This window comes from Nodosilinea sp. FACHB-141 (assembly GCF_014696135.1).
GTDB lineage: Bacteria > Cyanobacteriota > Cyanobacteriia > Phormidesmidales > Phormidesmidaceae > Nodosilinea.
On sequence record NZ_JACJPP010000022.1, the window covers coordinates 261,011 to 276,090 of the forward strand.

Genomic DNA, 15,080 nt, shown 5'->3' on the forward strand with positions numbered 1-15,080 from the left:
ACGCCAGAACGCTATCGCTATAGCCAGGGCTCAGCGCACCACCCCTTTAGTCTACCGAACTAGCTGGAGGGTGAAATGGCTACTGCGGTTGCAGGTTCATCTAGGGGTGCTGCCAATCGACTCGCCTCAAGCTCATCACCTGAGGCGACCTCAAAACCTGCGGGTTCTGGGGCATCGATCTGTAACCGTTCGCAAGGGATGCTGTCTGACAAAATGGCGCTGGCCATCATGCCCGTATGAATCTCTAGGAGAGCCTTAGGAACAGTTTCAAAAAGCAGTCGCTGCCCCGGAAACACGACCCGCTCGAAGTACCAATCGGGCACATTGGTTATGCGAGCAATCTGAATCTTACTGGTGGCATTGACATAGCAACAGAGCACCTGGCTCTGGCCATCGGAGGGGAGGGGATCAAGTATTTGTGCCATTGATGCTTTACGGCAATATTGCAAGAATCACCCGCAAAGCGTAACACCTCGCGATCCCCGGCTGTTGTAAAGGCGACTACCAACCCCCACAGCACCTTAACTATTCAAAATAATTGAACACAGTGCTTTATATTTCGCAACTGCTGAACTTCAGCCCTAAGCTGCTGTCCGTCGCTAGCCCTCAACTCAAATCTCAAAGCAGTCTGAAACATGCAGCATAAAGCGTTGCGGAAAATCTTAACAGTGTTTTTATACCACGATTCTGCGACCTCAGAGCGGCCTGGTTTCCCCTGCTAAGGCCTGTACCGCCGCTACCAGTAGAATTGCCCCGACGAGTTCCCGGTTTGCTGAAGAGGAGATTTGTCAGCTTTTCCTATCCTGAGAAGAAGACGGTGTTATCGTGAAGTTATATGTCAAGCCTGAGAAGCATGCCCTCTAATATCGCCAGCCAGGCCCGTGTGCTCTACGTGCGGCTGCCCTGTAACCCCATCTTCCCCATCGGGGTGGTTTACCTGGCCGACCATGTGCACAAACTGTTTCCCCACGTGGAACAGCGCATCTTTGATCTCGGTGCCGTGCCGCCCCTCGACTACGGCGCTGCCCTCGATCGCTGCATTGATGACTTTAGGCCAACTCTGCTGGTGTTCTCCTGGCGGGATATTCAGATTTTTGCCCCAGTGGGCGGTCGCGGCGGCAATCCGCTGCAAAACGCCTTTGAGTTTTTCTACGCCCGCAACCTCTTCTTAAAGGCGCGGGGTGCCTTGGGCGGTCTGCGCATGGCCACCACCTACCTAGCCGAGCTGTGGCGCAACCAGGGATTGATCAAGCGCGGCTTTAAGCGGGCCCAGCGCTATTCTCAAAATGTCACGACCGTTGTGGGTGGCGGTGCCGTGAGCGTGTTCTATGAGCAGCTGCACAACCGGCTGCCTAAGGGCACGATCATCTCCGTGGGCGAGGGGGAAATGTTGCTGGAGCGGATCCTGCAGGGCAAAGACTTTTCTGATCAGCGTTGCTACATTGCTGGGGAGACGACACCGCGCGATCGCCTCATCCACGAAGAGCCCGCTCCGCTCGAAAAAACCGCCTGCAACTACGACTATATCGAGGGCATTTGGCCTGAGTTCGACTATTACCTGCAAGACCAGGATTTCTACATTGGTGTGCAGACTAAGCGGGGCTGTCCCCACAACTGTTGCTACTGCGTCTATACAGTGGTTGAGGGCAAGCAGGTGCGCATCAACCCCGCCGATGAGGTGGTGGCCGAAATGCAGCAGCTCTACAAGCGGGGGGTGCGCAATTTCTGGTTTACCGATGCCCAGTTCATCCCCGCTCGCCGGTTTATGAAGGATGCCGAAGAGCTGCTGGAGAAGATTCTCGAGGCGGGTATGACCGACATTCACTGGGCCGCCTATATTCGCGCCGACAACCTGACGCCCAAGCTCTGCAAGCTGATGGCCGACACCGGCATGAACTACTTTGAGATCGGCATCACCAGCGGATCCCAAGAGCTGGTGCGCAAAATGCGCATGGGCTACAACCTGCGCACGGTGCTGCAAAACTGCAAAGACCTTAAGGCAGCCGGGTTCAACGACCTGGTGTCGGTCAACTACTCCTTTAACGTGATCGACGAACGGCCCGAGACCATTCGTCAGACCCTGGCCTACCACCGCGCCCTAGAGCAGGTGTTCGGCCGCGACAAGGTAGAACCCGCGATCTTCTTTATTGGCCTCCAGCCTCACACCCATTTAGAAGAGTATGCCTTTGATAAAAACATTCTCAAGCGCGACTACAACCCCCTCGATATTCATCTGCCCTGGGTGTCGAAGAAACTGTTGTGGAATCCAGAACCATTGGGCTCGTTCTTTGGGGAGGTGTGTTTGACGGCATGGCAGCGCAACCCAGACGACTTTGGTCGCGAGGTCATGGACATTCTAGAAGAGCGCTTAGGGTTAGCTCCTTTAGAGGAAGCGTTGAGCGCGCCGATTGAGGCTGACCGCCGCCCCTTGGCTGCGTTATCATCCTGAATACAAGGGTTACAGGCAATAGAACTATAGGGGATTGCGATGCTGGAGGGGTCAATATTGAAGCTGTTGGTGGATGGTCGTACTGATCCAGAGACGACCCCACTCAACTATGGCGTGTACTACAAAAACACCCTGGTCGCTCTTTGTCACGCCCTTGAAGACTGCATTTTGACCTCTGGCTCGGCCCCCTTGGTGGTTACGGCTTTTCAGCGGGGGAAGTGGTATTTAGAAGAGGCCGATCGCTATAGCGCGATCGCAGACGCTGCCCAGCAAATTGTGATTATGGCCTCGCCCGAGGCTGGCTTTCACGACCATCCCACCAGTCAGCGTGAGAACGTAGCCCTTGTCGACTTGGCTGACGACGATCCGGTCGCTGAAGAATGGCACTTGATAATTTTTTCTCCCGACTACACTGCCATGGTGCTGTGCCAGGAGCTGTCGGAAGCGGACTACGGTAAGACTGGGATACCCGAGCACGATCTAGAGCGCAAGTTTTACGGGTTTTGGACCTTTGACTCGGCCCTGGTGAGCGAAACGGTGGAGCTGGCGATCGCTCACATTGGTCGCTATAACCCAGCTCTTCAGGCGCAGCTAGCTGACCACCTGGCCACCCTCAAGCAGCAAAACCCCGCCCTCCGCCACGACGAGCCTGCGGTTGTTAGCCATACCGTGACCCAGGTAGTGCACTACCTGCAAAATAGCCGCAACGACCTCCAGGGCAACCTCGCTTTTAACGTAGTTGACGACCTTGACCAAAACCTGCTCTCAAATGAGCTCCAGGCGTTTTTGCGCATGGCTCAGCTGGTGGATCTCAGTGATCCCATTAACCCTATGGCTGCCAGCGAAGTGGTGGCGCTTCTAGAAATGATGGGGCAGCTGCTCGACCTGCCCGCTTGGCAGCTCCAGCGGCTGCGCCTAGCGGGAATGCTGCACCGCATTGCCCCAGCCCCTGACCTAGCGGCCCTGGCCGACGATGGGCCCAGCTGCCCGCTGATTCCTGAGGTGCAGGCTTTGCGACTGATGCCCCGTATGCGGGCGGTGGCCGCCATCATTGCCCACCAGGGCGAATGCTGGGACGGCAGTGGCTACCCGGCTGGCCTTGTCGGTGATGCGGTGCCCCTAGAGTCGCGCATGCTGGCGCTGGTAGCAGAATTTCAGCGGCGAGCGGCTCAGGCTCGCCACGGCCAAGACCCCGCCGAGACCGACATGTCTCTGCTGAGTGACGTGCTCACCACCTGCCAGGCCGAAGCTGGTCAGCGATGGGATCCCAAACTTGTAGAGATTTTAGGGCTAATGGTGATGGGCCTCCAGCAGGGTATGAGCCTGCCCACAATACCGACTAAAATTACCCTGGGGTCGGGGTTGCTGAATCCCGATGTGGCTGACCAGGCCTCCGTCTTTCCCTCCTCCTCTGAACTGCTCCCTCGATAGTGACTTCTGTGCCCACCGACTCCATTGATATTGCCGCCCTGCGATTGGGCAAGCTCCGTCACCTGGCCGGGGCTGATCTGGAAGATGAGGACCTCTCTGGTGCTGACCTGGCGGGTATCTACCTGGCTGGGGCCACCCTTGTGGGTGCCAACTTAAGCCGCACCTCCCTGGTCAAAGCTCATTTAGAAGGGGCTAACCTTATGGGAGCCAACCTGATAGGAGCAGACCTGCGGGCAAATCTATGGGGTGCGAACCTGATGCAGTGCGACATGACTGGAGCCGACCTGCGAGGCGCAAATCTGCGAGGCGCTAACCTGATGGGGGCGCGCCTGGGTGGAGTCAGCCTGGCTGGAGCCTTCTTAAGTGGCTGCAACCTTATGGGGGTAAACCTGCAAGGGGTTGACCTGCGGGGGGCTGACCTGCGGGGAGCAAACCTCAGCGATACCAACTTGAAGGGGGCCGACCTCTCCCAGACTGACTTGCAGGGGGCGCGGCTCGACAATGCGAATTTAGAAGAGGCCGATCTGCGTCAGGCCAATCTGTCGGGAGCCTCCCTTGGCGGTGCCAATCTGCTCTGCGCTGATCTCTCTAGCACCCAGCTTAACGGTGTTAGCCTGACCGGAGCTTGTCTCATCGGCACTCACCTGGATAAGTAGATATCCAACGGTTCGAGGCATGACAACGCTGCCTACTTCTTCCTTGGGTGGTGGGATCTTTAGGATGTTCCCTTTGGGGCCGCAGCAGGTGCAGCGGTAGGAGTCTGATGCCATGGGTGAGTATGGCGAACCAATTTGGGATTTATTTGCTGGGATGAGAACCTATGGGCTTTGACCACAAACCGAGGATTCTATTTCTCTACGGTTCGTTGCGCGATCGCTCCTACAGTCGGCTGCTAGCCGAGGAAGCCGCAAGAATCATCGAGGGCTTCGGGGCTGAGGTCCGCTTCTTCCATCCCCACGATCTGCCCATTCACGTAGTGTGCCTGACGATCACCTCAAGGTGCAGGAACTGCGGGATTTGGTGTTGTGGTCGGAGGGGCAAGTGTGGTCTAGCCCCGAGCTGCACGGCAACATCAGCGGCCTGATGAAGCACCAGATCGACTGGATTCCTCTGAGCCTGGGGGCGGTGCGACCCACCCAGGGCAAAACCCTGGCGGTGATGCAGGTGAGCGGTGGTTCGCAATCTTTCAACGCGGTGAACACGCTGCGCGTGCTAGGCCGATGGATGCGGATGTTTACGATTCCCAACCAGTCGTCGGTGGCGAAGGCGTATCAGGAATTTAACGACGATGGCACGATGAAAGACTCGGCCTACCGCGATCGCGTTATCGACGTGATGGAAGAACTTTACAAATTCACCCTGCTGCTGCGCGACCAAGTAGACTATCTCACCGATCGCTACAGCGAGCGTAAAGCTGAGACTGAAAAGCAGGCCCAAGCCATTGTTAGTCAATCCATCGGCACCGCCCCTAGTCAAGCCTGAGCACCTTAACCGGAGTTGGCCATGTCCCTATTTCTCCGCCTGCGCTCCAGCGTCGCCCTATCATTAGGGGCAGCGGTTCTTGCCCTGGCCTTCGCCTGCCAGCCCGCGCCCTCCGCAGACCACAGCAGCGCAATCAATAAAATTGCCTTTGACCTGAGCAGTTTAGATGAAAATGGACTCTTTGGCCCAGCCGACGGCAAGCGATCGCTTGACTACGAGTTTTGCATTCCTGCGGGCGGTGCCTACACCCAAGCGGTGGGCGCCATCGACCCTTCAGCGCAGTTCTTCCCGCAAAGCCGAGGACGTATTGGCTGCGGCGAGGGTGAGGTGCTGACCATTGGCAACACCTACCAAACCAACTACCAAGACATTCTGATCGAGCTAGCTAACCTCGACTACATCGATCGCATTCAGCTGGTGGATTGGGAATAGAATGCGTGGGTTATGGGTAAGGCTCCGGCGGTGAGGGCGATCGCGTCAGCAAATTCGTCAAAATGGTGAAGCAAGCCACGACGCTATCCAGAACCTCGATGCCGTTGGCCGTGCCCGGCGATCGGGCCAATTTTAAGGCAACCATAGCATTTGAGACTGCTTTGCTCTATCTAAGGAGACCGCAATTGACTTTCCTGCACCAGTCTCTAGCGGTCTCGCCCCCACTCCTTAGCGTCAAATTTTGCTTAACTCTTGAGAACCCGAAAATTTACATTGTTTAATTTCTAAACAGCCCATTGGCATCCGAGGCATTACGGGGCTCGAAGGGCCATACACTAAGGAGAATTAGTTGGCGTGAGTAGTCGCGCTGCGGGTGTTTTTGGGTTGCAGGCGTGAGGTCAATGAAGTTTCGCTCGTTTATTCGACCCCTTGCCCTTGCCGCTGGGCTGGTTTTGGTATTGGGTTTGGGCCTGCTGGGGCGTTTGACGCTCAACACTCCTCTATACCTGATTGAGCGCGGTGGGCAGGCTCAGCCGCTAGCGCTTCAGTTTGTGCCTAAGCAGTCGCCCATCGTTGCCTCGGTGTTAGTGCGCCCCGATCGCCTCGCCAGCCTGTGGGAATACCTGGCTACCCCCCGCCTGCGCCAGGAGACCCGCCACGACCAGGAGCTGATCGAGCAAGCGCTATTGGCCAATACCGGTCTCAGCTACAGCCGCGATATCCAGCCGTGGCTAGGGGAAGAGGTGACCGCCGCCATGGTAACCCCCGATCTCGACCAAGACCCCACCAATGGCACCACTCCTGGCTATCTGGTTGCCCTGGCCTGCAACGACAGTGCGGCGGCCCAGGCGGCACTAGAGCTGTACTGGCAGAACCGTGCGATCGCTGGTGACGCTCTTACCTTTGAGGATTTTTCAGGCAATCGGCTGATCTACGCCCGGCGGAGCACACCGCGATCGGCCCAGGCAGAAACGGCCTCGCTGGCCACAGCCCTGGTCGCCGACCGCTACGTACTGGCCGCCAACCACCCCGATGTGTTGCGCCAGGCACTCACCGCCGCCCAGTCTACCGACCTTAATCTTCAGAGCGATCGCCGCTATAAAGCCGCCCTGGGGGAGCTGCCCAATCAGCGGGTGGGGCTGCTGGCGCTGAACCTGCCAGCGGTCAGCCAGTGGCTCAACCCCGATAGAAATTTTGCTGAGACATTGGTTGATCTGGGTGAGATAGGAACCGCTGATGACCAAGTGGGCTGGGCACTGATGTCGTGGCGGCTTTCCCGCGAGGGGTTAGTGGGCCACACAGCCCTGTTGGCCGCCCAGGGGCATCGTCTCCATCCTCAGCGGGTTACGGCAACCGATTGGGATATTGTGCCCTACCTGCCAGAGAACTTGGCAGTAACTGCGATCGGCTCTGACCTAGCAACCCTGGGGCAGCGAATCAATCCCCTGCTGGCCTTGGCCTCTCCCACGGGCGAGGAAAGTTTTCCGTTGGCCAAGCTGATTGACAGTGCCCTGGGCCAGGGCGCGACGAATATTCTAGAGACGGGAGTAGACCAGGCCTACGGTGTGGGATTGGGAACAGCTGCAACCGGCTCGCCCGATTGGTTGGTGGTGGCGCCCCAGAGCGAGCCATTGGCCTCGGCACTCGCTGGTATGACGGCTTTGGCCCAAGGGCAGGGGCTAGGGGTGGGATCGCTGGATCTGCGAGGCACGCCGGCAATCGCCTGGACTCGCCTTGCCCTGCCCAAGCGAGGGTCACAGCCTTTGCAGGTGGTGGCCGAGGTAGCGGGGCTGCACGCCCAGATCGATCAGTACGAGGCGCTGGCCGCTTCCCCCGCCATGCTGGATGCTGTCATTCACCCCGCTGCGGTGCCTCGACAGCGCCCAGCCTGGTGGTCGCAGGTGACCCAGGTGCCGGGCCCCAGCACTGGCTATGTTCACATCGACTGGCCGCAGATTCAGGCTGGCTTAGCCGGCCAGCTGCCCCGGTGGCGGCTGTGGAGCACTGCGGCCCAGCCTGCCCTCAAGCATCTACGACAGATTACGCTAGTCAGTGGCGATCGCAGTGATGTGATGCAGACCGGCAGTATTCTGGTGCAGCTCAGCAACCAATCGTGACGATGCAGTGATGGCAGACCCGATAAACTCAACGGATTTCGCGATCGCGCCCCTGCTGGCCGCCTACCTGACGGGCAGTGCCTTAGACGATGCCCAGCGTCAACAGCTGCTGGCGTGGGAACTAGCTGACCCCAGCCAGGCCGCTGCATGGGGCATTACTCCCGAGAATGGCGCGGCTCAGCTAGAGGAGCGCCTGAGCTGGTTGCAAACCCTGCAGGCCCATCACGACACATTGCCCCTGCCCCCCGCGCCAATGGAGCGCTACCTAGGATTGTACTGGCGGCTGTGGCTACCCCTGGCCCTCACCCTCAAACGGGCCCGCGATGCCCAGGCTGGCCCACTAATTCAGGGAGTGCTCGGCGGCCAGGGAACAGGAAAAACCACCCTGACCTTGATTCTGCAGCACATTCTACAGGTGATGGGCTACCGGGCAGTGGGTCTCTCCATTGACGATATTTACAAGACCTACCGCGATCGCCAGGCGCTAATTCAGGTTGACCCTCGGCTGCGGTGGCGCGGGCCACCGGGCACCCACGACATCGACCTGGGCATGGCGACCCTTACCCAGATTCGGGCGGCGGGGCCGGGGGAGGCCGTGGCCCTGCCCCGGTTCGACAAATCGCTGCACGGTGGCGAAGGCGATCGCACCGACCCGGAGTGGGTACAGGATATAGACATTTTGCTGTTTGAGGGCTGGTTTTTGGGGGCACGCCCCATCGAGCCGGCGCAGTTTGACCAAGCCCCAGAACCCATTGTCACTGAAGCCGATCGCCAGTTTGCCCGCGACATGAACGCTGAATTGGCCACCTACCTGCCCCTGTGGGACTGTCTCGATCGCTTGATGGTGCTGTGCCCAGCCGACTACCGCCTGAGCAAACAGTGGCGCAAAGACGCCGAGCACCAGATGAAGGCCCAAGGCAAAACCGGCATGAGCGATGCCACTATTGATGCGTTTGTGGAGTATTTTTGGTGTGCCCTGCACCCGGAGCTATTTATTGCAGCCCTCAAGCGCGATGGTGAACACGTTAACCTAGTGGTAGAAATCGACCGCGATCGCACCCCTAGGGCCATATACTCTCCAGCATTGGCTATTATTTAGCTAATGGGCTAAATTGCTGTCTACCAAACAGTTGTTAATTTTGGATAATGATTTTTTATTATGAATTCTAACGTTCAAGTTATTGAGCCTACCGGTATTTTAGATAGCACTAAAGCTGAAGAATTTCGCGAGTCTGTGGAGGCACTACTCGAGGAGGGAGTCGAAGTTATTTTAGTTGACTTAAAAGAGATTACCTTTATCGATAGCTCGGGACTGGGCACGCTGGTTGTACTGCTCAAAAAGGCGCGAGCGCTCAACCGCAGCTTCTGCATTTGCTCTATGAATGACCAGGTCCGTATGCTGTTCGAACTTACCAGCATGGACCGAGTATTTGAAATTTATGAAGACCGTCAGGCTTTTGAAAATACCAAGCTCAAAGTGTCCTAGGTCTAGATACTCAAAGGGGTGCAAGGTTTGAGGTTTCAAGTATAAAAACTGGCCCTAAACCTGCACCTAAAACCTGACGCCCTCGGGAAAAGCGCTTTCTTGAGGCTGCCGAGGACTAGTCTAAATTGACCATCATCAAAGACATATCATCACTGGCGACATCCCCCGCCTGACGCTTAATTACGGTGTCGAGAATGTGGTCGATACTGCGCTCGCGCTTGGCCACGGCTAGCAAATCTACAAAATTGTCTAGACCGAGATACTGCTGATTGTCCTGCAGCACCTCGTAGAGGCCGTCGCTGAATAAATAAAGGCTGCTGTTGGGGGGCAGCTGGCAGCGCTGCCACTGGTACTTGGCCTCGGGCAGCATGCCCACGGGCATGCCGGGGGTGCGCAGGCGGGTGGTAGTCACATTTTGGTCGGCATCGATTGATACCAGCACCGCCGGGGGGTGGCCAGCGCTGGCGTAGAGCAGCTGGCGGTTGGCGCAGTTGAGCACACCGTACCAGATAGTGAAATATTTTTGGTTCTGATCGCTCATCTGAAAGGTTTCGTTGAGCGCTCGCAGCACTTTTTCGGGGCGGTAGAAGCTGACATCGGGCAGCGACTGAGCGCGCAGCACGTTTAGCACCGAGGTGGAGAGCAGCGCTGACCCCAGCCCGTGGCCCGAGACATCGAGCAAATAGATCACCAGATAGTCGGGGTCGAGCCAGTAGTAGTCGTAGCAGTCGCCGCCGAGCTGCTGAGAGGGCAAAAACCGCGATTGGATGGGCACTCTGCCGACTTGGTCATTGGGCAGGAGCGATCGCACATAGCCCTCCGCTTCCGCCATTTCAGCTTCCATCCGCTGCTTTTGCTGGCGCAAGTCCTGGGTGAGCTGGTAGATGCGCAGCCCTGCTCGCACCCGCGCATTGAGCTCGTTGATATCTACTGGTTTTGAGAGCAGGTCGTCAGCCCCCATCTCTAGCCCCTTGACCCGGTCGGCGGTGCTGTAGCGGGCCGTCAGCAGCAGCAGTGACGTAATCGAGAGCACTGGATGATGTTTAAGCGCCTGGCAAATGGCCAACCCATCGATGGTGCCCGGAATATTCCAGTCGCAGATGATCACCCCCGGCAGCAGCTTTTCGGCCAGGGTGAGGCCCTCTGCCCCGCTGCGGGCCGTGGTTACGCTGTAACCCTGCTGCTTGAGAGCGCTGACCAAAAACTGCTCTGTGGCGGCATCGTGCTCAATGATGAGGATGTCGATCATGCTGCGTTTGAGACCAAGGGAGTAACCGTAGACCTGGAGAACGAGTAGCGTTGATAGCGGTAGTAGAGCAACCAGGCGTTTCTAGATTTCCCCACTGGCCTAGCACCACAGCTAGATGGGGATACTGAGGTTTAGCGTAACCCTAAACTGTCTCAGCCAGGGACTTCATAAAGATCCTACGCAATCTCTTTAGAGTCCAAAAGCTACAAAGGTGAATGGCCAACTCTTGGAACCATTCCTGCCCGCTTAAATCTGTAGTTTTAGTTTCGGCAGTCATCCCTGACTAGGCAACTTTTTGTGAAAGGTACGATGAGCTACTGTGATCTGCGCGGGAGTCTGTTTAGCATAGTCATGCCGTTCCGTTAGGCCAACCGGTTATGGATACTATGGTTATGGATCCCTTGACCTGCTCGTTGCCTACTAGCTGCGTCGTTCCGGTGTACAAGTCGCCGAAGGATTACCAGGCTTTTCGCATTAGCCCCGGCGATAGTAACCGCTTGGCCCTGGTGTTTGATCCCACCATTGCCAATATGTCGCTGACCTACTGCGTCGAAATTTTTGACGTTGGCGGCAAAACGCCCCCCAACCGCCACCAGGTTGCCGTTGAAATGTTCTTTGTGCTCAAGGGCGAAGGCCGCGCCACCTGCGACGGCAAAACCGTTGCGATTCAGGCGGGAGACAGCATTCTGGTGCCCCCCAGCGGGGTGCATGTGGTCGAAAATACTGGCTCCACCCGACTCTATACCCTGTGCATCATGGTGCCCAATGAAGACTTTGCTGAGCTGATTCGCAGCGGCACCCCCGTTGAGCTAGACAATGAAGATTTGGCTGTTTTAGGCCGTCACGATTCCCCCAAGCCCTAAAGTCGCTCTTTCTGTCTTGTAGGGTGGGCATCGCCCACCATTCCCATCTAGGGCCAGCATCCCACCGTTCTGTAAACCCTTGCTCACTCCCGGCCTCTACGCTGTTGCTCCCCCGCAAACCCTTACCCTGGTGCTGCCCATCTCAAACGGGGAGATAGAGGGGGCAGCGATTCGCCTCGATGCCGATGTGTACTATCCCATTGGCGAGGGGCCATTCCCGGTGCTGCTAATGCGGCAGCCCTACGGTCGAGCGATCGCATCCACCGTCGTCTATGCCCATCCCACCTGGTACGCCAGCCATGGCTACATTGTGGTGATTCAAGATGTGCGGGGACGGGGTACCTCCGGTGGGGAATTTGACCTGTTTTGCCACGAAGCTGACGACGGCTATACCACGGTGCAGTGGGCGGCGAACCTCCCCCAGAGCAATGGGGCGGTGGGCATGTACGGGTTTTCCTATCAGGGGATGACTCAGCTGTATGCGGCGGCGAAGCAGCCGCCCGCGTTGAGGGCGATCGCCCCAGCGATGGTGGGCTATGACCTCTACACCGACTGGGCCTACGAAAACGGAGCTTTGCCCCTGCAAATTGGCCTGGGCTGGGCGCTCCAGCTCGCTGCCGAAACCGCTCGCTTGAAAGAGGATTCTATTGCCTATCAGGCGCTTCGCCAGGCTGCCCACACCTTGCCCCTGGGCGATGCCGTGCCTGCCCGACCTGAGGTGCTGAAGACCCATGCTCCCGACTCTTTTTTTCACCAGTGGCTCGATCGCCCTCAGCCCGAAGACTACTGGCAGGCGCTCAAGCCAGACTTAGCCGAAGTAAATCTGCCCATGCTGCACATCGGTGGCTGGTACGACCCATACTTGCGAGGTAACCTGCGCCTGTATAAGCAAATGGTCTCCCAGAGCAGCGCTGCCCAAGAACTGTGGATTGGTCCCTGGGGACATTTGCCCTGGAGCCGCCGAGTGGGAGCGGTGGATTTTGGCCTGGAGGCCGACAGCCCGATCGATCGTTTACAAATTCGCTGGTTCGATCGGTTTCTGCGGGGTGCTCCCTCGGACACAGACGATCGATCTCCCGTCCAGCTGTTTGTGATGGGGGTGAACCAGTGGCAGGGGCGCGATCGCTGGCCGACTAACCCCGGCCAACCTTTCTACCTCGGCAGTAGCGGTCTGGCAGGGATGCGCGAGGATGACGGCGTGCTTAGCCCACACCTGTTTCAACTCCCGACACAACCGGCATCTCCATCTGAGGATGTGATTGTGCATGACCCTTGGCGACCGGTGCCCTCCCTGGGTGGCCACTGCGGGTTGCCTGCTGGCCCCTTTGACCGAGGGTTGATCGACAGCCGCGCTGACGTACTGACTTACACGACTGCTCCCTTGACTGAAGAGCTAAGGCTGGTGGGAACGGCGATCGCTACCCTTTTTTGCCGAGCCGATGCCTCCAGCTTTGACCTCAACGTGGTGCTCTCGGAGGTGCATAGCGATGGTCGGGTGATCAACCTCACCCAAGGGCAGTGCCGGGTTGACAATCCCGATGTGGCAAACCTCAGCCCTCAGAGGGTGACGCTGCCCCTACAGCCCACGGCTGCTACCCTAGTCCCCGGTCAACGCCTGCGGCTGAGCGTGGCGGCCTCTTGTTTTCCCGCCTACGCAATTAATAGCGGTACTGGGGCGAGACCTGGAGACTGTGCGCAGATAGACTATCGGATCATCACCGTAACCCTTGCCCACGGGGCGGTTTACCCCTCCTGCGTAAAGTTACCTCTAGAGGCAGAGTGAAGGGCGATCGCGATCGTAAAGAATAAAAAAAATCGGCTCCCTAGGGAAGCCGACGTGGGTGATACTAAATATCTACGTTGTTCTCTCAATCTGGAAGAAACCATCAAAAACTCAGCGTTTTATGCAGCGCCGAAGGTCAGATAATTTTTCCGCTGGAGGGCTCTCATCTCCTCCGTCTCTCATTGTAACAACAAGTACAGATTTTCTTTAACACAATCTCTGCTGATTGTGTGTTGATTCGATAACTTAAGCTAATGAGCAAATGTACTCAGTATTTTTTCGGAGAGCCTTCTTAAAGGCTTGCCGTCTAATACCGAAGCCAATGCTCTCAACCTGCCTAAAAGTGGCTTGCAGGGGTTGTGGCGCAGCTTAGGTGGAATCTTCACGCTGCTTGCCTTGGAAAGTCAGGGTAAGTAAACAGCATTGGTTGCGGGTGGTTCTCACGATTAGTTCTATAACCGATAGAACCACCCGCTGCCCTAGGCTTACCGCGAAATTTGTTCAACCTGAACTTCTACATTAGTAGGGTTACCTTGAGTAATTACCGCAGAGCGGCTGGTGGTGGTAAATCGTAGATCCCCATCGACAACAATGCGGGCCTGCACCGCATAGCTCAAGCGTGGGTCAATCTGGTCGGGGCTGTAGACCAGCTCAAAGGGGAGCGGTACCTGGCGATCGCCGAATACCACACTCTGAGAGGCCAACACCACTGCAGGCGCATCGGCTCGGCTGACATCCACCAAGCTGACCTCCAAAACAGCGTTGGGGGGCATGGCAATGCGGGGCAGGTAGCCGACGGTGCCAGTCACGCTGGTGGAGTTGGTTTGCACGGCGTTGTTAACCTCAATGGTTTGGGCACCGTTAGCGGCGCTCGTCACCTCTACGGCGGAAGTGCCGTTGTGGGTGAAGATGGTGCCTGCTGCGGAAGCGTTAGCGGTCGCCGGGGCCGCATTTAGCTCTTGCCGCCCAGTGGTCTTGTTAAACAGGTTGATGCGAGGCTGCCCTTGCTGAGTAAACACCCTCACCGCGTGGGTTGGCGTCTGCGAAAACACGATGGTGCCATCGGGCACGCTGGAACCCACCGGCCCCGGCAGCTGAGCTAGCTCGCTGAGGCTGTCGCCATCGACCACGAAGCTGCGGTTGTTCACCTCAGTTTGGGTCAGCTGCGACACATTAATGCGCTGATTTTCAATGGTGGTAGGGCCGTTGAGCATAATTCGTTCCCCCACAGCGACGGGGCGCAATGCCTGAGCTTCGCCATCCACATCCATCACGGCTGCTACGTAGGTGGCTAAGTTGGTGCCGCCCCCCTGGTTAACGCCAAAAAATACGGCGGCATCAGTTTTGCCGTCGCCGTTGATATCGCCAAAGGCCAGCCAGTTGGGTTCTTTGGCCATGCTGACCACCAGTTCGCCGGAGCGGTTGTACCCGCCATTTTCCAGGGTGACGGTTTCAAAAGTAGGCTCGGGGCCAAAGCCGAGGGGCACAGTGTAGGTGCCGTTGATTAGGGTGTCCCAGCGATTGCACCAAGCCTGCTTCTCAGGCGTAAACACCTCACGGGTCATGCAGTTGTGCCATTCGGGCTGTGGCTGGGCCAGGGCTTGGCCCCCTGCCATCACTCCACCGCCTAGGGAAGCGGCTACTAAGCCAGCGCCTAAAAGAGTAGAAAACACTCGCTTGTTCATGATTAATCTCACACCTAAAATTCAGCAGGGAGAACTACAGTCTTCTGCTTAGGCGTGGCTTAAAACGCTGACTGTATCTCCCCTGAGTCCTTAGGCAATCTAT

General features: G+C 57.4%; 13 protein-coding genes and 1 pseudogene. 10 read left to right on the forward strand and 4 right to left on the reverse strand.

Features of this window, described 5'->3' with window-relative positions:
* Positions 1-59 precede the first annotated feature (59 nt).
* Positions 60-425, reverse strand: a complete 366-nt coding sequence (locus tag H6F59_RS23665; protein WP_190706569.1) for a DUF1830 domain-containing protein — start codon at positions 423-425, stop codon at positions 60-62.
* 428 nt (positions 426-853) lie between these two features.
* On the opposite strand from H6F59_RS23665, the gene H6F59_RS23670 reads away from it, so the two are divergent.
* The 5 genes and pseudogenes from H6F59_RS23670 to H6F59_RS23690 all read left to right on the forward strand — a co-directional run bounded on the left by H6F59_RS23670 (position 854) and on the right by H6F59_RS23690 (position 5,794).
* Positions 854-2,449: a photosystem II high light acclimation radical SAM protein gene (locus H6F59_RS23670; protein ID WP_190706572.1), complete on the forward strand. Its 1,596-nt coding sequence runs from the start codon at positions 854-856 to the stop codon at positions 2,447-2,449.
* A gap of 39 nt (positions 2,450-2,488) precedes the next feature.
* Positions 2,489-3,880, forward strand: a complete 1,392-nt coding sequence (locus tag H6F59_RS23675) for a DICT sensory domain-containing protein (protein WP_190706577.1) — start codon at positions 2,489-2,491, stop codon at positions 3,878-3,880.
* 23 nt (positions 3,881-3,903) lie between these two features.
* Positions 3,904-4,536, forward strand: a complete 633-nt coding sequence (locus tag H6F59_RS23680; RefSeq protein ID WP_190706726.1) for a pentapeptide repeat-containing protein — start codon at positions 3,904-3,906, stop codon at positions 4,534-4,536.
* Positions 4,537-4,700: 164 nt separating this feature from the next.
* Positions 4,701-5,362: pseudogene (gene arsH, locus H6F59_RS23685) on the forward strand (arsenical resistance protein ArsH).
* A 21-nt stretch (positions 5,363-5,383) separates the two neighbouring features.
* On the forward strand, positions 5,384-5,794 hold the full coding sequence (locus H6F59_RS23690) for a hypothetical protein (RefSeq protein WP_190706580.1): 411 nt from the start codon (positions 5,384-5,386) through the stop codon (positions 5,792-5,794).
* A gap of 10 nt (positions 5,795-5,804) precedes the next feature.
* Here H6F59_RS23690 and H6F59_RS26875 read toward each other — a convergent pair whose 3' ends face one another.
* The gene (locus H6F59_RS26875) at positions 5,805-5,939 is read right to left on the reverse strand and encodes a hypothetical protein (RefSeq protein ID WP_277882454.1); all 135 of its coding nucleotides are present in this window, start codon (positions 5,937-5,939) and stop codon (positions 5,805-5,807) included.
* A 256-nt stretch (positions 5,940-6,195) separates the two neighbouring features.
* On the opposite strand from H6F59_RS26875, the gene H6F59_RS23695 reads away from it, so the two are divergent.
* From H6F59_RS23695 to H6F59_RS23705, 3 genes are read left to right on the forward strand one after another with little or no spacing between them, the layout of a single operon-like run.
* A complete protein-coding gene (locus tag H6F59_RS23695; protein WP_190706584.1) occupies positions 6,196-7,911 on the forward strand; it encodes a DUF3352 domain-containing protein in 1,716 nt (571 codons plus the stop codon).
* A gap of 10 nt (positions 7,912-7,921) precedes the next feature.
* The gene (locus tag H6F59_RS23700; protein ID WP_190706587.1) at positions 7,922-9,010 is read left to right on the forward strand and encodes a glycerate kinase; all 1,089 of its coding nucleotides are present in this window, start codon (positions 7,922-7,924) and stop codon (positions 9,008-9,010) included.
* 60 nt (positions 9,011-9,070) lie between these two features.
* Positions 9,071-9,397, forward strand: coding sequence for an STAS domain-containing protein (locus H6F59_RS23705; RefSeq protein WP_190706590.1), 327 nt, complete (start codon positions 9,071-9,073; stop codon positions 9,395-9,397).
* A 115-nt stretch (positions 9,398-9,512) separates the two neighbouring features.
* Here H6F59_RS23705 and H6F59_RS23710 read toward each other — a convergent pair whose 3' ends face one another.
* Positions 9,513-10,646, reverse strand: a complete 1,134-nt coding sequence (locus H6F59_RS23710) for a SpoIIE family protein phosphatase (protein ID WP_190706593.1) — start codon at positions 10,644-10,646, stop codon at positions 9,513-9,515.
* A gap of 392 nt (positions 10,647-11,038) precedes the next feature.
* On the opposite strand from H6F59_RS23710, the gene H6F59_RS23715 reads away from it, so the two are divergent.
* Together H6F59_RS23715 and H6F59_RS23720 are read left to right on the forward strand one after the other, a co-directional pair.
* Positions 11,039-11,509, forward strand: a complete 471-nt coding sequence (locus H6F59_RS23715) for a cupin domain-containing protein (RefSeq protein ID WP_199308870.1) — start codon at positions 11,039-11,041, stop codon at positions 11,507-11,509.
* A gap of 130 nt (positions 11,510-11,639) precedes the next feature.
* Positions 11,640-13,292, forward strand: a complete 1,653-nt coding sequence (locus H6F59_RS23720; RefSeq protein WP_348251329.1) for a CocE/NonD family hydrolase — start codon at positions 11,640-11,642, stop codon at positions 13,290-13,292.
* Between the two features lie 485 nt (positions 13,293-13,777).
* On the opposite strand, the gene H6F59_RS23725 is transcribed toward H6F59_RS23720, so the two are convergent.
* Positions 13,778-14,977, reverse strand: coding sequence for a YbaY family lipoprotein (locus H6F59_RS23725; protein WP_190706595.1), 1,200 nt, complete (start codon positions 14,975-14,977; stop codon positions 13,778-13,780).
* Between the last annotated feature and the right edge of the window lie 103 nt (positions 14,978-15,080).